This is a genomic window from Pseudomonas sp. RIT409 (genome assembly GCF_003052515.2).
Classification (GTDB): domain Bacteria; phylum Pseudomonadota; class Gammaproteobacteria; order Pseudomonadales; family Pseudomonadaceae; genus Aquipseudomonas.
In genome coordinates, this window is sequence record NZ_QARE02000005.1 from 20480 (window position 1) to 39853 (window position 19374).

The 19374-nt window shown below is 58.5% G+C and carries 13 protein-coding genes; 2 read left to right on the top strand and 11 right to left on the bottom strand.

Annotation, left to right across the window (positions count from 1 at the left end):
- Positions 1-12 precede the first annotated feature (12 nt).
- The 3 genes from DBP26_RS08230 to DBP26_RS08240 form a co-directional block, all read right to left on the bottom strand.
- A complete protein-coding gene (locus DBP26_RS08230; protein ID WP_146749655.1) occupies positions 13-2109 on the bottom strand; it encodes a hypothetical protein in 2097 nt (698 codons plus the stop codon).
- A 192-nt stretch (positions 2110-2301) separates the two neighbouring features.
- Positions 2302-3126 carry an SDR family oxidoreductase gene (locus DBP26_RS08235; protein ID WP_108236800.1) on the bottom strand — a complete coding sequence of 275 codons (825 nt, stop codon included), beginning with the start codon at positions 3124-3126 and terminating at the stop codon, positions 2302-2304.
- Positions 3127-3153: 27 nt separating this feature from the next.
- Complete coding sequence (locus DBP26_RS08240; RefSeq protein ID WP_108237034.1) at positions 3154-3618, bottom strand: multidrug transporter; 465 nt, start codon at positions 3616-3618, stop codon at positions 3154-3156.
- A 142-nt stretch (positions 3619-3760) separates the two neighbouring features.
- Here DBP26_RS08240 and DBP26_RS08245 point away from each other — a divergent pair, with 142 nt between their 5' ends.
- On the top strand, positions 3761-6532 hold the full coding sequence (locus DBP26_RS08245; protein ID WP_108236801.1) for an RHS repeat-associated core domain-containing protein: 2772 nt from the start codon (positions 3761-3763) through the stop codon (positions 6530-6532).
- A 95-nt stretch (positions 6533-6627) separates the two neighbouring features.
- Here DBP26_RS08245 and DBP26_RS08250 read toward each other — a convergent pair whose 3' ends face one another.
- Positions 6628-6732, bottom strand: coding sequence for an alginate biosynthesis protein AlgA (locus DBP26_RS08250; RefSeq protein WP_108236802.1), 105 nt, complete (start codon positions 6730-6732; stop codon positions 6628-6630).
- 93 nt (positions 6733-6825) lie between these two features.
- Here DBP26_RS08250 and DBP26_RS08255 point away from each other — a divergent pair, with 93 nt between their 5' ends.
- On the top strand, positions 6826-9585 hold the full coding sequence (locus DBP26_RS08255; protein WP_108236803.1) for an RHS repeat-associated core domain-containing protein: 2760 nt from the start codon (positions 6826-6828) through the stop codon (positions 9583-9585).
- 78 nt (positions 9586-9663) lie between these two features.
- Here DBP26_RS08255 and DBP26_RS08260 read toward each other — a convergent pair whose 3' ends face one another.
- The 7 genes from DBP26_RS08260 to algG form a co-directional block, all read right to left on the bottom strand.
- Positions 9664-11118 carry a mannose-1-phosphate guanylyltransferase/mannose-6-phosphate isomerase gene (locus tag DBP26_RS08260; RefSeq protein WP_108236804.1) on the bottom strand — a complete coding sequence of 485 codons (1455 nt, stop codon included), beginning with the start codon at positions 11116-11118 and terminating at the stop codon, positions 9664-9666.
- A gap of 229 nt (positions 11119-11347) precedes the next feature.
- Positions 11348-12028 (bottom strand): alginate O-acetyltransferase AlgF, encoded by a 681-nt coding sequence (locus DBP26_RS08265; protein WP_108236805.1) that lies wholly within the window; start codon positions 12026-12028, stop codon positions 11348-11350.
- A 13-nt stretch (positions 12029-12041) separates the two neighbouring features.
- Positions 12042-13217, bottom strand: coding sequence for an alginate O-acetyltransferase (locus DBP26_RS08270; RefSeq protein WP_108236806.1), 1176 nt, complete (start codon positions 13215-13217; stop codon positions 12042-12044).
- Positions 13218-13227: 10 nt separating this feature from the next.
- Positions 13228-14808, bottom strand: coding sequence for an MBOAT family protein (locus DBP26_RS08275; protein WP_108236807.1), 1581 nt, complete (start codon positions 14806-14808; stop codon positions 13228-13230).
- Between the two features lie 208 nt (positions 14809-15016).
- On the bottom strand, positions 15017-16153 hold the full coding sequence (locus DBP26_RS08280; RefSeq protein ID WP_108236808.1) for a mannuronate-specific alginate lyase: 1137 nt from the start codon (positions 16151-16153) through the stop codon (positions 15017-15019).
- A 7-nt stretch (positions 16154-16160) separates the two neighbouring features.
- Positions 16161-17600: an alginate O-acetyltransferase gene (locus DBP26_RS08285; protein ID WP_108236809.1), complete on the bottom strand. Its 1440-nt coding sequence runs from the start codon at positions 17598-17600 to the stop codon at positions 16161-16163.
- Positions 17601-17613: 13 nt separating this feature from the next.
- Positions 17614-19266 (bottom strand): mannuronan 5-epimerase AlgG, encoded by a 1653-nt coding sequence (algG, locus tag DBP26_RS08290; RefSeq protein WP_108237035.1) that lies wholly within the window; start codon positions 19264-19266, stop codon positions 17614-17616.
- Positions 19267-19374: the final 108 nt, after the last annotated feature.

The following is a 19374-nucleotide window of genomic DNA, read 5'->3' on the forward strand; positions in this document are numbered from 1 at the left end:
CGCGCCGGTGGATCAGTCGATCGGCACTTCAATGCTCTCGACGGCGTACGCAGCGGTGATCCCGGCGGCCAGGACCGATGTCGTCGTCGCTGTGACAGCCACGCCGGCCAACGTTTCGCGGATGATCTTTATCGTGAGATCCCGGACGTAGTGCTTGAGGGCCGGGTTGTTGGGAATGAAGACCCCCGCCGAGTTGTAGGCCCCCAGAATGCTGCTGGGGGGAATGTTTTCACCGAAGTTGATCTCGGTCGGCTTGTAGCGAATTTTGTTCGCCTGCGTCGGATGCCTGGCGTTGTGATGATTCTGGTAGAGGTGATAGCCATCCAGTTTCCGCGCGTCGATCAGATAGGTGTGCCCTCCCTTTTGACCGCCGTAGACGAACGCGCCGGTGTGTTCCCGGTAGTAATAGGCGGAGGTCGAAATGCCTCTGCCGTCGAGTCCGAGTGCGTTGGGGTCACCGCCAAAGCCTCCGCGCACACCCGTGATCTGATGAATGTCTTTCTGAATTTCGAAGGCGGGTGTCCTGAGTTCGAAACCCTTGGCGAAAATTTCCTCAGGCGGGCGCATGTCGCCCCTGAAGACCTTGCCTCGATACACCACCAGATCGTGACCTTCCACGTGCCTGTTCAACAGCCGAGCATCCGTTTCTACCAGCCGCTGAGCATGCTCCGGCCCCCGGCGAAGCCTGTCGACCAGCTCCCCTTTGATGCGTTTGAGGTCCCCCGAGTGTGGCTTGATCATATCGGGGGGTGAGACCTGACCGTGGAAGGTTTGGGCCTTTCTCAAGTGCTTCAAGATCCTGGTGCTGATCCGGGTTCTGGTGATGGCTGACAGCGTCTTGCCAGCCAAGGCAACACCGAGCGGCACGACGATCCCGCTGATGCTTTCATAAAGTGCAGCCTCGTATTGAGCACTTGCCTGTTCGGGTATATCGGCTTGTGCGCCGCGAATGGCCTCCAGTACGGCAGCACTCTGCCCGAGCAGAAAGCTGGCCAGCAAGCGTACTGACATACCGCCCGCAGGCCCCAGCGGAAGTGTCGACAACAGTGCGAGCGTCTTGAGGATGAACACCCCTGCGTCCAAAGCCTGGTCCAACAGTCGCTCGCCATCGGTCGACACCAAGGTGTCCATATCTGAAACCATGCGCTCGATCTGAAGGGTATTGAGGGTCTCGAAAATGTCTTCGGCAGGAGGAAAGCTCAACGCCGGCCGCGCGCGCGGAGGGACACTGATGTAAGACATGATCGGCCGCAGCTTGTAGTCCCCCAGACTTAGCTGGTCATACAGCGCAAGTCGTTGAAGAATCGCACGGCGAAACACAGGCATCTGAATGAAGACATTGCGGTATTTCATGGGTAGCACATGAACCGCGTTGCCTTGGGGGTCACCCAGAAATATCACCAGCCCGCCATGAGTGGGTTCATCTGCGCAGGGCAAATAGGCCACCTGTCCTACGGTGTAGATCCTGCTGCGGGTTCGGAGCTCTACCAGTCGAAGTTTGACCTCACCCCGGAGGTACGCCCGCGCCGTCTCCCGGTAGACGGGCGGCGCATCGTCACGCATGGCGAAATTCTCCAAGTGCGTATCGGCCTCGACAGACAGCAGCAGCTTCGAAAGTCTCTTTGCGTTCGGCGTCTTCAAGCGTCGCTCGACTTCAGCCGTGTATCGGGCCTGGAGATTTGCCGATTCCAATGCAGTGATCAGATCTTCGGGGTAATCGTCAGGCCACACGACGCTCACTGCAGTCTCGGCTGCCAGCGCACGCCGATAGGTGTCGGTAACGATTTCCCGAAGAGTAAAGTTCTGGCTTCTCAGAGGGAAAAGCTCACCGGAGATCGAGATCAGCCCACTGGATTCCTTGTAGGTCTCTCGAAATTGCACCTTGATCCCCGTCTCGGCGCTGATTTGCTGTTTCAACTCGTCCGGGGCTGTAGACGCACTGACGATCTCACCTATCGCGGTGTCGATGTATTGCAGCGGATCCAGCAGGCTCGGATCGTAGACATCGTCGATCAAGGCGATCATTTCGTCGCTCAGACGCGTCAGCGCCTCTTCGCTCAAATCCTCGGGGGCGGCTGGCCCATCATGTAACGCAGTATCTGTACTCATGGCATCTTCCTTGATAATGAGCGGCTTCATCCAGAAGCCTTTGGTCGGGTCCTTCTTCGGGACACAGCCGAGAGTATGACGCGACGAGTTTTCCGACGCTGAAAGGATATTTACCGAGTGACAGGCGAAAAGGCGTCACGGGGCTTGGCCGTTTCTTACGCGCGTTAGAGAAAACGGCGTGGTTGGGGTCAGTTAAAGCGAAGCATCCAGTTTGAATCGCTTGCGCAGGATCCTTTCCAGCAGCGCTTTGGGCAGAAGCCTCGCCATCAGCGGCAGCGCGCGGCTGCCATTGCCGGAGCGCAGCAGACGCGGCGGGTGGCGTCGTTGCACGGCATCGAGCACGTCTCGGGCGAAATCGGCGGCAGGGGTGGGGTGGGTTTGCGAGGCATTGGCGCGGGCCCGTACGCCTTCGCGCAGTGGCCACCACGGCGAGCTTTCCCGAATGACCTGTTCGGCTTCATGGCTGGCGTTTTTGGCGAACTGCGTGTCGATTGCGCCGGGTTGCACTTCCATGACGCGCACACCGAACGGAGCCAGTTCCATACGCAGCGCATCGCTCAGCGAACCGACCGCCGCTTTTGACGCGCAGTAAGCGCCGCCAAAAGGCGTCGTCAGCACTCCCGAGACGCTGCCGATGTTCACCACCAAACCTTTGTTCTGGCGCAGCAGCGGGAACACTGCTCGGGTCACGCCGACGATGGAAAACACGTTGGTTTCGAACTGTCTGCGAATCGCCTCGACACCGCCATCGAGCAATGGCCCGATTCCGCCGTATCCTGCGTTGTTGATCAGCACATCCAGCCCTTTGCCAAGCTGAAGGAGCTCATTCGCCAGCCGCTCGACGGCTGCACTGTCGTTCACATCGAGTTCCACCGCTTGAAAACCGGCCGCTGCCAATGCTTGGACATCGCCTGTCTTGCGCGCCGTTGCCCACACCTCATGTCCGGCCCCTTTGAAGGCATCCGCCATGGCGCGGCCGATGCCGCTGGAGCAACCGGTGATCAGAATGACAGCCATCGTGATCCATTCCTTGAAGTCAAAGGGTTAGCCGGAAAACGTCCCTTGCAGGCGCTCGGCGCGAAATTCCAGGGTTTGCGGCCGATAGCCGTTACGCAAGGGGGGCATCGGGAGGCAATCCTGCCACTGGCTGCCCGGCAGTAGTTCGCCGGGGCCGCGATAGCGTGGTGCAGTGTAAGTGTCGTCCGCGAGGTTGACTGTATCGCCCGGGGCATAAGCGGCGACTTTCCAGCGCAACTCCTGCAGTGGAACGTCGTTGCCATTGTCAATCAGCACCAGCAGCGGGCGACCGACCGGGCATTGCTGTGGGGCGTAGTTGACGCGCAGTTGAAGACGCTCCAAGCGCTGAGCGTCGCGCTTGTCCTCCCAGACCACGAACCCCGCGACGATTCCCAACCCAATGGCGGCTGCCATTGAGACCGGCAAGGCTTTGGCCGGATAGCGCAGCAGCAGAATCAGCCAGGTGAAGATCAGTACGGCGCCGATGATCATGAATTCCGTCTCGCGAAGGCAGATGAGGGCATCGTACCGAAAGGGAAGAGGGGAGACCAAGCGGCGTTCTCCAGACAGACGGTTCAGACTGAGAGCCATGCCGCACTAATCTTTGAGACAGATCGCAAAGGATTGCAAACCCATGGCGTCTCTTTCCGCGCTGCATGCGAACACCCCCACGCTAACCGTGAGCGAATCTCGCGGCTATCTGGTGCGTGAGGTGTCTTTTTTTAGAGCAGACAGTGATGACGTTCCCCTGGAACGGGTTGATCGTTCTGCTTACGATCCCAGTGGCCGTCGTGTGGACCGCTGGGACCCCCGATTGTGGGACGCGGCGAATCAGGCCGGAAATGGATCGAGCAATGTGCGAGCGATCCACTCGCTCTCGGGGCAAGTGCTTCTGAGGGACAGCGTCGATGCAGGCTGCGACGTCGAGTTGTTGAGCGAAGCGGGGGCGAGTGTCTGTCGCTGGGGCGCCAGAGGCCAGTGGCAGCGGGTGGAGTACGATACGTCGCTTCGGCCTGTTGCGATCTTTGAAGGTGATGATTCGGTAGAGACCTGTGTCGAGAGGTTGACCTACGGCAGGCCTGATCAGGCTGAGAGCAACCGTTGCAGCTTGTTGATTCGACACGATGATCCGGCGGGTTCGCTCAGCAGCGACGCCTTTTCCCTGAGTGGTGAACTGACGCAGCAGACGCGGCGATTCCTGAATACGCTCGATGACGCTGATTGGCCTGAGGCCTTGGCCGAGCGTGATCAACTGCTGGAACCCGAGGAAGGCGCCACGACGTGCTGGATGTTCGGCGTGTTAGGAGACAAGATTCGGCAGGTCGATGCTGAAGGCAACACTCAAAGCTTTAGGCACACCGTCGCCGGGCAGTTGGTGTTCACACACGTTCAACCGACAGAACAGACCGTTCAAACGCTGGTGAGGGACATTCGTTATGACGCGCACGGACGCATTGCGTCAGAGACGGCAGGCAATGGGCTTGTTATAACGCTGACGTACGACGCCCTCGACGGTCGTCTGACACGGCTGCTTAGCGGTGACGGGCGTCTGCAGGATTTGCACTATGCCTATGACCCGGTGGGCAATGTCGTCAGTATTGAGGACCGGGCGCAGCCTACACGCTATTTCGCCAATCAACAGATCGAGCCTTTGCGTACATTTGCCTACGACACGCTGTATCAACTGATCGAGGCAACGGGTTACGAATCCGCTGCCGCCAATCGCGGCCCTCGCTCGTTTTCCACAGCGACCGGACTGAGCAATTACACCCAGCGCTATGAATATGACGCGGGGGGTAATCTCAAGAAGATGATTCACACAGGCGCGCAAAATCATACTCGCGTGTTTGCCACAGCACAGGACAGTAATCGTACGCTGCTGCGAAACGGCGATCGTCCACCGAGCGAGGAAGACATTGCTCAGGGCTTCGATGCCAGTGGCAATTTGCGGGAACTGGCGCCGGGTCAGCGACTGAGCTGGGATTCACGTAATCAGCTCAGTGAAGTGACGCCAGTCGAGCGGGATACCGGAGCAGATGACAGCGAGGTTTATCGCTACGACGCCGCAGGAAAGCGACTGCGCAAAGTGCGTGTTACCCAAGCTAAAGCAGCGGTCACTCATACCCACGAGGTGCGCTATCTACCGGGCCTGGAAATCCGCACCAACAGCGCGACCGGTGAAGTGCTGCATGTGATTGTCGCATCGGCAGGGCGCAGTGATGCCCGCGTGTTGCATTGGCAAGCCGGACGCCCCTCGGAAATCGACAACGACCAGATTCGCTACAGCCTCTCGGATCACCTGGGGTCAAGTGCGATGGAACTGGATCAAACGGGGCATTTGATTAGTCATGAGGTGTATTACCCCTATGGTGAGACGGCTTGGTTTGCGGCGAGAAGCGATGTTGAGGCTGCGTACAAGACGGTGCGTTATTCGGGGAAAGAGCGGGATGTGACGGGACTTTATTACTACGGATTGAGGTATTACGCGCCGTGGTTGATGCGATGGGTGAGTCCGGATCCTGATGGCGAGAGCGGCGGAATCAATCAGTTTTGTTTCTGCAGAAGCTCACCGATTCGATACGGTGATCCTGATGGCGCTGCTCCATACGATGTACCTCTTACTGTAATGGTCGCGAGCGGGCTGGGAGGGTTCAGTTCAAGTCAGTTGGCTAAAGTCAGGCAAGCTCTGGACATTTCTTCGGACTTTGTCACTCGCACTCGCGATGAATTGCTCAAGAGCAGGCCGGGCGCGGGAGTTGCCAAAGCGTTCGACGCCGCATTCGGTGAGCTGGATGAAGGGCTTCGTATACAGACTATGCATGCTGTCGCTGAGGAACTGGATAAGCAGAGGAACCTTCGGGTTTCCTTCGGCACACCCGAGGCAGATGTGGAGATAGAACTTTTTGATGGGCCGAAATACATGCAGGGTGCGGCGGATTTATTGGGAGAGTTCGGGGATACTGCCGGGAATATCCGACTATTCAAATCTCACGTCGAGAATGACCATGTATTGCGAATTGCGCATACGCTTGTGCATGAAACTGCTCACGCTGCCAATTTTGCCCGCGATACACATTACTACCATGTCCCGTTTCTTGACGCTGAGGCAAGCGAGAATGAAGTTAAAAGCTGGTCAAAAAAGGTTAGGCAGTCACTACGTCGCATTGCTCGGCAGGCACCTGTCGAGACCGGTTCAACTGGCCCCGAATACATCGAGGTCATGCAAGCGATTACAGAGCACGCCGAGAGTCCCGAGCAGCGCAAGGGAGCTTTTCTAAACATCCCCTCTGTCAGGGCGTCACTGTTGCGAATGAATGCTGATACAACGGCTTCGCTGGTGATGGCAACAAGGCTTCCAGAGAAATGGTGGCGGTCTGTCAATCGTCCTGTTCAAAGGGCTAGCTAACCTCCATTTGATGTTTGCTGGCAAAACCGCCCACCCCTGCGGATGGGGATACACAGAAGGCGGGCGGGGCAGTACAACGGTTTTTTACAGACCGATCAACGGGCGATGGTTTGAGTCTTCACACCTACATCGATACCCGGCGTCGAACGGCCGTAGACGTCTTCGAAACGTTCGATGTCGTCCTCGTGGGAAGAGACCAAACGGCACCTTGGCCGGCCTTCGGATCGGAGGTCAGTTACCGGAAAAACGTCGCACTAATCTTGGAAGAGATACCGCCAAGGATTGCACCCATCATGTCCTCTCTCTCCAGGCTGCACGCCCACACGCCCACGTTGACCGTGAACGAGCCGCGCGGTTTGCCGATTCGAGCTGTGTCTTTTTATTGTTCAGGGGTAGATGCCCTGCCTTCGGAACGTGTTGATCGTTCGGCGTTCGATGCATCGAGCAGGCTGGTCTTTCGTTGGGATCCGCGTTTATGGATCGCCGCCAACGGGACGAGCGATGCTCCCAGCAACCTGCACAATCTTCATTCGCTGTCCGGGCGAGTGCTGCTCACTGACAGTGTCGATGCGGGCTGTGCTGTCGAGTTGTTGAACGAGGCTGGAGCACGCGCATGTCGCTGGGGGGCGAAAGACCACGTGCAGCGGGTGGAGCACGACGGGCTGCTTCGGCCGGTTGCGATCTTCGAAGGCGAGGGTTCGGACGAGCGATGTTTAGAGCGGATGAGCTATGGCGGGGCTGATCTTGCAGAGCGTAATCAGTGCGGGCAACTGATCCGGCACGATGACCCGGCGGGTTCACTGTTCAACGAGGCATTTGCGATCACGGGTGGCATCACGCAGCAGGCGCGTCGATTTTTGACGGTGCTCGATACGCCCGACTGGCCAGAAGCCCTGAACGAGCGAGACGCCTTGCTGGAGGCCGGAGAGGGCTATCCGACGCGTTGGCAGTTTTCGGCAACAGGTGACGCCATCAGGCAGACGGACGCGATGGGGCATCTTCGCCTGTCGACATTTGCCCCGTCGGGGCTGCTCAAAGGGAGCCACTTGCAGCTGGTTGGCCAAGCGGTACAAGCGCTGAGCATCGACGTTGCTTATGACGCACAGGGGCGCGTTGAGTCTGAAACCGCCGGAAATGGTGTGGTCACTTCGCACATTTTCGATAAGGCGGATAGCCGATTACTCAATTTGCGAGTGGATGACGGTTGGCTGCAAGACCTCCATTACGCCTATGACCCGGTTGGCAATGTGCTGAGCATCGAAGATAAGGCGCAGCCCACGCGCTACTTCGCCAATCAGCAAATCGAACCCCTGCGCACGTTCGCTTACGATTCGTTGTATCAATTGATCAATGCGACGGGGTACGAGTCGGCGGTTGCCTCTCGTGGACCTGATGCGCTCGGTTTTTCCACGGCCGCGGATTTACGCAATTACACCCAGCATTATGAATACGACGCCGGAGGCAATCTGCAGAAGATGGTCCATACGGGTGCGCAAAATCACACACGGTTGTTCTCCACTGCACGCTATAGCAATCGGACATTGCTGCAAATGGGTGATCAACCGCCCAGTGAAGAAAACATCGCGCAGGGCTTCGATGCTGCGGGCAACTTACGGGAGCTGGCGCCGGGGCAGCGCTTGAGTTGGGATGTGCGCAATCAGATCAGTGAAGTCACCCCGGTTAAGCGAGAATCCGGGGTCAACGACCATGAAGTTTATCGATACGACGCCGCAGGAGAACGACTGCGCAAGGTGCGTGTCATTCGTGCCAGAGCGGTGACGCACGTGAGTGAGGTGCGTTATCTGCCGGGGCTGGAAATCCGTACGATCGAGGCGACGGGCGAAGCGCTGCAGATCGTCGTTGCGGAGGCGGGAGGTCGCGATGTACGCGTGTTGCATTGGGAAGCGGGACGCCCAGCGAACATTGACAATGATCAAGTGCGTTACAGCCTCAAGGATCATCTCGGGTCGAGCACCTTGGAGCTGGATCAAGCGGGGCAACGCATCAGCCAAGAAGCGTATTACCCCTACGGGGAGACAGCGTGGTTCGCTGCGAGAAGTGAGGTCGAGGCGACTTACAAAACGGTCCGGTATTCCGGAAAGGAACGGGATGCAACGGGGCTTTATTACTATGGGTTGCGACATTACGCACCGTGGTTGATGCGGTGGATCAATCCTGATCCTGTTGGGGATGCATTCGGGTTGAATCGTTACTGGTTTGTTTTCAATCGTCCGATCGCCTTCGCAGATCGTTATGGGCTAGCGCCAACGGAAGTCGTTGCAACAGATATTTCGAACTTTCCGCAGGGTGCGCAGAAGAAAATGCGTGAGGTGCTGAAACTGAGTAAGGAAATCTTGGGGTTCGTTATAGGGCAAATAGAGTTCGGCCCTTACAGTGCCAGCATGGGGGATGCGATGGAAACCAGCTTTGGCGAGGAGCGAGACCCCGAGAGTGAAGCATATTTGAAGCAGCGACTTGCAAGTATGAATGATTTTCTGAAACGACTCGATAGTGACCAAGAAGACCGCCTACTGCTGGCGAACCTGCCTAGCGGGATCAGAGGGGAGACCTCAGATGCGAGGGTAAAAGGGGACCGAACGATTACGCTTTCAACGCACTTGTTAGAGAAAGGTCATCCGTTATATATAGCGAAAACGCTTATCCACGAGGCTAGCCATGCCGTTCACCATACGCGTGATTTTGGCTACCTGGATTCGGGAGTAAGAACGCCAAGTTCATCCCCATCGTCCGTCAATCGCTACGTTGAAAAGCTGAAGTCGGCCTCTCGGCAGTTGAGAGCAACGGGCTTTAATGAAGCGGAAATGGAGGCGTGGGACAAGCTGCATTTCTTTGACCGGATGAGGCGGTTGGGGATTGCTGAGAATGACCCTGATATTCGTAGGCAGAACTTCAACAACGATGCGACTGTTCGCAAGTCCATGTTGATGCACAATGCCGACACCTTGGCGACTTTTTCAATCATCGGGTGGCACAACGCACATCCTCCAGTACGGCCGTCATGGAAGCAGAGACTCGCAAACATGTTTAAGTAAAAAGCCCCCACCCACCCTCTGCGGATGGGGATACACAGAAGGCGGGCGGGGGCAGTACAACGATTTTTTACAGACCGATCAACGGGCGATGGTCTGAGTCTTCACACCTACATCGATACCCGGCGTCGAACGGCCGTAGACGTCTTCGAAGCGTTCGATGTCATCCTCGCCCAGATAACTGCCGGACTGCACTTCGATGATTTCCAGCGGGATCTTGCCGGGGTTGCGCAGGCGGTGGACCGAGGCGATCGGGATGTAGGTCGACTGGTTTTCGGTCAGCAGGAAGACGTTTTCGTCACAGGTGACTTGAGCGGTACCCGATACAACGATCCAGTGTTCGGCGCGGTGGTGGTGCATCTGCAGCGACAGGCTGGCGCCCGGTTTGACCGAAATACGCTTGACCTGGAAACGACCGCCCATGTCCACGGAATCGTACGAGCCCCATGGGCGGTAGACTTCGAGGTGGCTCTGGGTTTCGTTACGACCCTGCTCGTTGAGGGTGTTGACCAATTGCTTGACGCCCTGAACCTTGTCCTTGTGGGCGATCATCATGGCGTCCTTGGTTTCCACCACGACGATGTTGTCCAGACCGATCACGGTGACCAGTTTGCCGTTGCCTTGCACCATGCAGTTGCGGCTGTCCTGAATGACCACGTCGCCCTTAGTGACGTTGCCGTGCTCATCCTTGTCGTGCACTTCCCACAGCGACGCCCAGCAGCCAACGTCACTCCAACCGGCCTCCAGCGGCACCACGCAGGCGCGTTGGGTTTTTTCCATCACGGCGTAGTCGATGGAATTGTCCGGGCAGCAGGCGAAGCTGGCTTGATCCAACTCGATGCTGTCGCCGTCGTGCTTGCTGCGCTCGAGGGTCAGCAGGCAGTTGTCGTAGATGTCCGGGTCGTGCTTCTTCAGCTCTTCCAGGTAGCGGCTGGCGCGGAACAGGAACATGCCGCTGTTCCAGAAGTAGCCACCGGCTTCGACGAATTCCTGAGCGCGTTTTTCGTCAGGCTTCTCGACGAACTGCGCCACGCGGCTGACGCCTTCCGGAAGCAGCGCGTCGTTGGTGGACTTGATGTAGCCATAGCCTGTTTCAGGACGGGTGGCTGGCACACCGAACAGCACCATCTCGCCACGCTCGGCGGCGACGGTGGCCAGGGCGAGTGCACGCTGCAGCGCTTTCTGGTCGTCGATGACGTGGTCAGCGGGCAGCACCAGCATCAACTCATCACGGCCTTCGTTGGCGAGCATCATCGCGGTGATGGCCACGGCAGGCGCCGTGTTGCGACCGAACGGCTCCATGATGATGCCTTGAGTGTCCAGGCCCAGACCGTCGAGCTGTTCGCCGACGATGAAGCGGTGGTCCTTGTTGCACACCACGATCGGGTGCTGCATGCCTTCGAACTGCAGGCGTTCGAGGGTCTGCTGGAACAGAGTGTGTTCGCCGGTCAATGCCAGGAACTGTTTTGGAAACTGTTTGCGCGAAAGAGGCCAGAGTCGGGAACCGCTGCCACCTGACAAGATCACTGGAATCATTTTGTTTCTCCAAAATTTCTATAGCGTTTGTTTGGGCTATACGTCGGTTGTATCTGTCGTTTCGGGTGTTTCTAGTTGTGCGTTATCTGTAGGAGCGCGCTTGCTCTGGGCCGCATTCGGACGATTGCAATGGTCCATTCCACACATCTGTGTCGGATGTACCGGCCCTTTCGCGGGCAAGCGCGCTCCTACGGCTTTCAGCCAGAAGCCGAAGGCGGTGTTCTCGGGTTTACTGGGTCGAAGTCGGGCGCTTGACCCACACAGGCGACAGGTTGCTGCCGTTGCCAGTGATGTACAGCACGGCGGCTTCGCCACGTTCCAGCGCAACGGGTTTCAGGTCGCTGACCTTCTTGTCACCGTCGAACAGCGCAAAGCTGACCTTGACCGGGTTGATTTCACGTTCGCCGGTACCTTTGGCCTTCACCGAATCCACGACCGACGTCTTGCCGTCAGCGGTTTTCAGGGTCAGCGCCTTGTCGCTGAGGTTCTGCACGCGCACCAGGGACTTCTGCTTGTTCTTGAAGGGCGGCTCTTCAACCAGTTGCGGGGCGCCCGAGGTGTTGTTGACGATGGTGTAGTAGTGGTCGCTCGCCAATTTCACCGGCAAGGTGTTGCTGCCGATCTTGGCGCTGTAGTCGCCCTGCGGCATGAAGCTGAAGTCGCTGCTGGCCAGTGGGCCGATTTCATTGAGGCTGGTGTTGCCGACGCTCGCGCTGATCTCGCTGTTGCTGGCGTTGTAGACGCGCACGAAGGTCGAGCCTTTTGGCGCGGTGGGGCCATACAGGGCAGCGTCGCCGCCGGCGAAGGCGGACAGAGAGACGAAGCCGAGGCTAGCGGCCAACACGCAAGTTTTCAGCAGGCCGGATTTGGTCGAACGAGTAGGCATGTGAGTAGTGGTCTGCATAGTCATTTGAGGAGTCCTCTCAGTTTTGCGCCCGGTTGGGCGAATCGGAGTTATTGGCGTTCTGCGCCAGATTTTGTTGTGGGTCACCGGCCTTCTTGAGTTCGGCGATCCACTGCGGATCGAACTCGGTCAGGTCGTTGTGTGCAGGCAGGTAGCGCTCGGGAAATTCCCAGATGAGCACTTGCGGTGGGTTGCTTTTGAACGCGTCCGTCTGCAGGTACTTGAGCATCGGCAGGATCGGACCGTGGCCGTCTTCGGCGTAGTTCACCACGTCGCTGTGCAAGGCCTGTTTGAGCGCGCCAGCGAAGTTCCAGTTGGGGTTGGCACTGTAGCTGGTGCCCACCAGGCCGACGGCTACCGAATTGTCGGCGAACAGTGCGTCATCCCCTTCACCCTCGGCTTGCGCAGGATTGGTGCTGCGCTGTTGGAGGTCGTCAGGCTTTGGCAGCAGGTTGCTGAACAATGGGTCCAGCGGCAGGAAGTTGGTCAGGTCACCCTTGTACGGCGCGGTGCTCTTGGCTTCGGTCACGAACGTCTGTGGATCACCGCTCAGCGGCGTCCTTTTCGAGATCGCGTCCCCCAATTGCTGGGCGACCACTTCGGCGCCCATCGGCGTCCAGTGGGTGTCGGTGCGCAGGAAGACCTGGCCCTTACCCTTGGCACTTTGCAGCGGCGCCAACAGATCAGGCGCGAAAATGCCGGCCTGGCTCATTTGGGCGTGGAACTGCTGGTACAGGTCGGTGTGCAGGGCCGAAGGCTTGTTGTCGCCGATGTGCTCGGGATACAGGCGGGTTTTGGCCGGGACGATGGCCAAGACCAGCTCGGTGCCCTGTTTTTTCAGGGTGTCACGCACCCCCTGGATGATGGCCAGATTGTCGGCTTCGTTTTGCTCGCCGTTGACCACCGCGTCGAATTCCTCATCGGTGTACAGCCACTGGTCCTTGCCCAGAATCACGCCCGGACGACCTTCGTTGAACACTTTGTAATCCAGCGCGGCCCAGAGATTGGTGCCCAGGCGCTTGATCGGAAACTGATCGTCGTAGTGGGTTTCCACCGCCTTTGTCCAGTGGCCATCGAGCACCGTGGTTTCTTTCGAAGTCGAGAAGCCAACGAAGCTGCGCAGCGACCACAGGCCCAGCACCAGGAGAATGGCCAGGAACAGGAAGATATATATGAAACGCAATGAGCGGGTCATGTCAGGCGCCTCAGAACTGGAAGTACAGGAACGGCGAGAAGCTGGCCGCCGAAAGTTTGAGAAGCGAGGCGACGAACATCAGCAGGATCAAGGCGCGCATGACGTAGCGCGACCAGTCGGCGGTCCAGTAGGCAGGCTGCACCTGCGCTTCTGTTCCGACGATGTAGCCCGGTTGATGGATGCTGCCCGGCTTGTCTCCTGGCACGGCCTTGATCAGGCCTGGCACTGTTGACGCTGGGCCATCCGCCTGAGCTGCCGCATCGCTGCTCGGGGTGTCCGAGACAGGCTTTTGCGGGGCCCGATTGCGGTAGAAGTCGCGCAGGCCGAAGAACGCCAGGGTGATGTACGCGACGATCAGGGTGGCCACTTGCAGGCCGGTCAGGCTGGCGCGGTTGAGGTCCGACAGCTGCCACTCACTGAAGCTGAACATTGCACCGTACATGCGGGCAGCGACGTGCAGGTTCTCTGCGCGGAAGATCACCCAGCCCATCACCACCAACAGGAAGGTGAAGGCCCAGCGCACCACGTTGAAGGTTTTTGGCGTGGTGTTGATGCCCAACGCTTTCTCGATGGCCAGCCACACACCGTGCCAGGCGCCCCAGACGATGTAAGTGATGTTCGCGCCATGCCACAGGCCGCCCAGCAGCATGGTCAGGAACAGGTTGCGATAGGTCGCCACCTTGCCGCCACGGTTGCCACCCAAGGTGATGTAGAGGTAGTCACGCAGCCAGGTGGAGAGGCTGATGTGCCAGCGGCGCCAGAACTCGGTGATCGACTGGCTGATGTAGGGTTGTTTGAAGTTTTCCATGAAACGGAAACCCATCATCAAGCCCAGGCCGATGGCCATGTCGCTGTAACCGGAGAAGTCGAAGTACAGCTGCGCGGTGTAGGCCAGCGCGCCCAACCAGGCATCACCTGTGGTGGGGTGCTGCAGCGCAAAGCAGTGGTCTGCCACTACGGCCAGGGTGTCGGCGATGAACACCTTTTTGATGAAACCCTGCATGAACCGCGTGCAGCCTTCGGAAAACTTGTCCAGCGTGTGCGTGCGGTTGTTGAACTGGTCCACCAGGTCACGGAAGCGCAGCACGGGCCCTGCAATCAGGTGAGGGAAGATCGCCACGAATGCGGCGAAGTCGATCAGGTTTCGTGTCGCAGGCGTGTCGCCGCGGTAGACGTCGATGATGTAGCTGATGGACTCGAAGATGTAGAACGAGATCCCGATCGGCAACAACACGTGAGTCAGGATGAACGGTTCTAGGCCGAACGAGGTCATGATCGCGTTGAGGCTGTCCACGCCAAAGTTGGCGTACTTGAAGTAGCCGAGGATGCACAGGTCAACGGCGACGCCGAGCAACAGCCAGCGCTGGGCCGGTTTGGTCTTGACCCCGGCGGCGCCAACGCGCAGGCCGATCCAGTAGTTCCACAGCGTTACCGCCGCGAACAGGGCCAGGAAGTCCACACGCCACCAGGCGTAGAACACGTAGCTGGCAACCAGCAGCAGCAGGTTGCGGTAGCGGTTTCCGCTCACGTAGTACAAGCCGAGAAATACCGGCAAGAACAGGAACAGGAACACGTTGGATGAGAAAACCATCCTTCTTTCTCCGTTTGTCCAGCATCAAGGGCCACAGCCCCCCCAAACCCCCCATGAAAAATGGAGGGGTGAAACATGAATCTCACTGCCAACGCCGCACTCTGTGCTGATCGTACCCACGCTCCGCGTCACCGCGGACGGCGCAGGAGCGACGGGGAAGGCATTCACACGCGGAGCGTGGGAACGATCAGACAGGGGGCATCACATCTTACGAGCCGCCTTTCTCACCCTTTTCATGACTTGGGTCATAGGTGCGGGTCAGGTCGCCGCCCAGGCGGAAGTTCTTGAAGGGCTGCATCTTGTGTTTTTGATCCAGCACATCGGGACCGCAGTCGTAGAGCGAGCAGTAGGGTTCGAGCCAGGCGAATTTCATGTCGGTTTTCAGGTCCGTCATGTCCTGCTTTTCACCATCGCGCGCTTGGAATTCATTGCCCGAGTCTTTGACCCCGGCCAGCACCCGGTCACCCAGGCGCTTCAACGCACCGTTGTTTTCCTGGCGCAGATCGACCCCATTGGCCTGGGCAAAACTGGCGATCATTGCCAGCGGCGGCAGGGCGTAGTTGTGGTAGGCCAGCGCCCGCTGTTTGCGTTTGAGCTCGTTGGGCAGGAAGCCTTGCGGATCGATCTGGTTGGCGGCGATCTTGAATTCCTTCACCGACCAGTCGAACAGGTCGCGGCGGTTGGTCGCTACGGCGGTCGACATCACTGACCACGCCGCCCAGTACGAATGGTTGTTGGTCTTGTCCAGCGGCAAATTATTCCAGTCGCTGACGACCTGATCGGCCAGTTTGCTGAACCAGGCTTCGATCACTTGGGCATCCTGCTGGCGAGTAGCCAATGGATGCGACTCGGAGAATTTCAGGCGCAGATAGGACGAGGACATGCTCCCCAATGCCCATTTGCGCATGGACTTGCCGGTGTGGTTGAAGTCCGTGGATTCCAGTGCGTCAGCCCGTGCCCAAGTCGTGAGCATGCCCAGCGCGCAGTCGAGTTGCTCTGGACGGCCGTCACGCATGTACTGCATCACCACTTTCGCGGTGTTGCGCTCCATGGTGGTGATGTCCTTGGTCGAATCGCGGAAGGCTTTTTCCGACACGGTGTTCAAGGTGGCGCGAGCCTTATCCGAGCCTTCGTACTTGCTGCGGAACTGCAGCGAGCCGGTGTAGGGCTGCGGCGTGGCCTCGCAGGTGAACTTGTTCTCGCCCGTCTTGAATTTCTCCACGCCCTCGTAGTACCCCTGCGGCGGCACCAGATTCGAAGCTGCGCTGGCCGAGGTGGCGAAGGCCGCCGCAGACAGCACGGCCAGTGAGAGCAAGGTAGGGAGCATCAGTTTTGGAGTGTGCATAAGAGCCTCATAACCCGGCTTGCGCGGTTTGATGCGCGGCATTCGGGAACACGTTGCGTTTGCATACTTTCGCTTCGACTTCTTGCGGCGCAGTGCCCGCTTCGGGGCCCTGAACTTCCAGCGCAAGCAGCTGCAGGTCGGCCCAGTCGCCGTCATTGCGCAGTTCGAAGGAGAAGCGCCCGTCGGTTTCGGATGTTTCAGGTTTTTCGATCTTCAAGTCTTCGTGGCGGCCGTTCATGTACCAGAGGCGCGCCTGAAGCGTTTTCACCGAGGTATCGGCGAACTTGATGTCGATCTGGTTGCTGCCGTTGCGCACATCCTTGATGCCGTTTTTGCCGTTGACCAGCAGTTCGTTGATGCCCGGTTTGAGCGAGGTCTTGGTGGTCATCAACGCCGGTTTGCCTTCGCAGCCGTTATCCAGCAGCGACATCATCTGGCGGTAGATGGTCTCCTGATCCAGACGGTACAGCGGCGAGAACTCCCAGATGAGGATCTTCGGCGGGTGCTTCTGGAAATCCTCGCTGCCCAGGTACTGCAGCATGGAGCCCTCCAGGCCACCGCCCGGGAATGCAACGTTCAGCACGTCGGCACCGATGTACTCCTGCAGGAAACCGGCGAAGTTGTAGTTCTTGCCACTGTGGCTGGTGCCGACCAGGGTGATCTCCGGGTTGCCGGAATCGCCGAACAGATCGCCGTCTGCAGCCTCGCCCTTGGGTTCGGTTTCGAACTGATCCATGTACTGGATCGCGTAACTGGTCCCGCACAACTGACCCGCCATATTGTGCAAGGTGCCCTTCTTGCCCATGCGACCTGACAAATGGGTCTCGAATTCACGCTTGGGAACGTCGGCGAACGCCGGCATTTTCTTCACGGACTCGGCCACGATTTTCGCGGTGCGCTGAGCACCGTAGGGGGTCCAGTGCTGGTCGCCGCGGAAGTAGAAGTCGTGGGCCTGCTGCTCGTTGGTCAACGGCGACAGGTCCGGCACGGTGTAGCCCATTTTTGCGAAGCGGCCGAGCATCGTCTGGTAATTGCGCAAGGCGGTGTTGTAGTCGAACTTGTCGCGGTCGGCAGGGAACAGTTTGTTGCGATCGACCAGGCCACGGGTCGGTTGGTAAACGATGACGAGCTCGACCCCCTTGCTCTTGAACGCGTCGTGCAGTTGCTGCATGCGGCGATAGCCTTCAGGGGTGGTGTCGAACTCTGTGCGCAAGTCCTCGCGTGTCCGGAACAGCCAGTCGCCCTGAGCCTGCACCAGCGTGGTGAAGTTCTGCTGGTAGCGGGTGACGTAGTTTTTCGCATCATGCGCTTCCGGGCACAGGCTGCAGCAAGGTTCCGCGGTGAAGCTTGGCGCCGTCGCATCGGCGGCTGACGCCGTGTTGCTGGCCGCGAACAATGCAGCGGCGAGGCCCGAGAGGGTCAGCAATTTGATCAAGTGTGCGTGCATGAATTTGGCTTCCTCAGTCCCGGAGTTGTTTCTGGCTTTCGACCGGGTCGATCAACACGGCTTTTTGTTGGCGCACCAGCAGATCGAGGATTTCGTCCTGGCGATCGCCGAGTACACCGTTGAAGCTGATTCCGCTGCTCTTGGTCGGTGCGAGCATCGACACTTTGTAAAGCTCCACGCTCAGTGGCGAGTCGATGGACAGGGGGCCTGAACCATTGGAGGTCAGTTCGCCGCCCACCATGATCAGCGAGACTTCGGCGTCAAACGGGTCGAGCTTGATGTCGCGGTCTGTGTCGGTCAGGTCTTTGATGTGGCCGTAGACCCCCATCAGCCCGTTACCGATCGCCAGGTTCTCGTACAGCTTGATGTTGGTGCTGTTGCGGACCCTGATACCGTGCCGTTTGTTGGCGAACACGCGGTTGCCCCACAGCAGATTGTCGGCGCTCTCATACAACGTGATGCCGTCGGTGTGGTTGCGGTAAATCTGGTTGTAGGCCACCAGATTGTTCACGCTGTTACGGTCCAGCACGATGCCCGACAGGTGGTTTTCATAACTCTTGTTATTGATGATGAAGCTGTCGTTCACCTCACGGGAGATGATGATCCCGTGTTTCTTCTTGGTCCCGTAGACGGTGTTCTCCGCGATGATCAGGCCGTGGGAGCGGTCGTGCGGGTCGATGCCGTAGACGATGTTGTCGTGGTAGGTATTGCCCTTGACCACGAAGTCGCGGGTCTCGTAGCAGTAGTAGCCATACCACAGGTCCGAGAATTCGGAATTGACGATCCAGCCGGTAGGGTCGGGCCGATTCATCTGCGCTTTCATGTTTGGCGTGTATTGGGAAATACTGATGCCGTACGACTTACTGTTGTTGTACCCCAGGCTCGCGACCTTGGTGTTGAAGATATAGGTCTGCGTGCCACCCCAAGACAGCAGGAAGGGGCGAAATTCCTTAGGTGCCTTGAACGTCGAAGGGCCGTTGGCTTTCTCGCTCCAGCCGGTCACTCGGGTGTCCTGGATGAACAGCTGGTTGTCGTTGATCACGAAGGCGCCGGCTTCCTGGGACAGGCGCAGCTCGGTGGTCTTCTTGTCGATTTCGAAGATGCCTTTTTTCCCGACGACGATCGGCAGGCGGGCAAGAAACACGCCTGGCGAGGTTTCGCTCAGGTATTGCTTGGGTACTTTCTTCGCCAGGTCCTGAAGGTTCAGGTACCCGTCATCGACGAAGATCGCCTGTGGGATGCCATGTTGACGGGCTACCCATTCGGACATCTTGTTGTCGCCGCCGATGAATTCCTTCAACGCGTCTTCCTGCATCATGCGGCGGATCGACACCTTCGCAACCTTGTTGCGCACGATCTTCTTCTGCATCGCTTGCTGGGTATAACCCGACAAGTCCGGCAGCTTGGGCTTGTCCATCATCAGCGGTTCGGCGGGTGGGCTGGAGATGGTGTAGGTCTTGGCTTCGTGCAGGTCCTTGACCGTTCCGCTGTCGGCAGGCGCCTGCGCCGCCGCTGCGGCGGGTTTGGCGACCGCCGCGGTGTTCGCCATCGCGGGCACGCCGGACAGCAGCAGGATGCCGCCGAGCACCGCGTTTCTCAGCGCGACACTGTCCAGCAGAGCGTGAGGCCACGCCCGAGGGCGCAAATTGCTTGTATGGCTGTTCATGTCATTTGCACTCTCATCAACCTGAAAACCACTGTCGAATGTCATACCCGCGTGGCTGACCGCCGAGCCTTCGTGGGCGCGCCGAATGGCCAGGACGGGGATGTAATC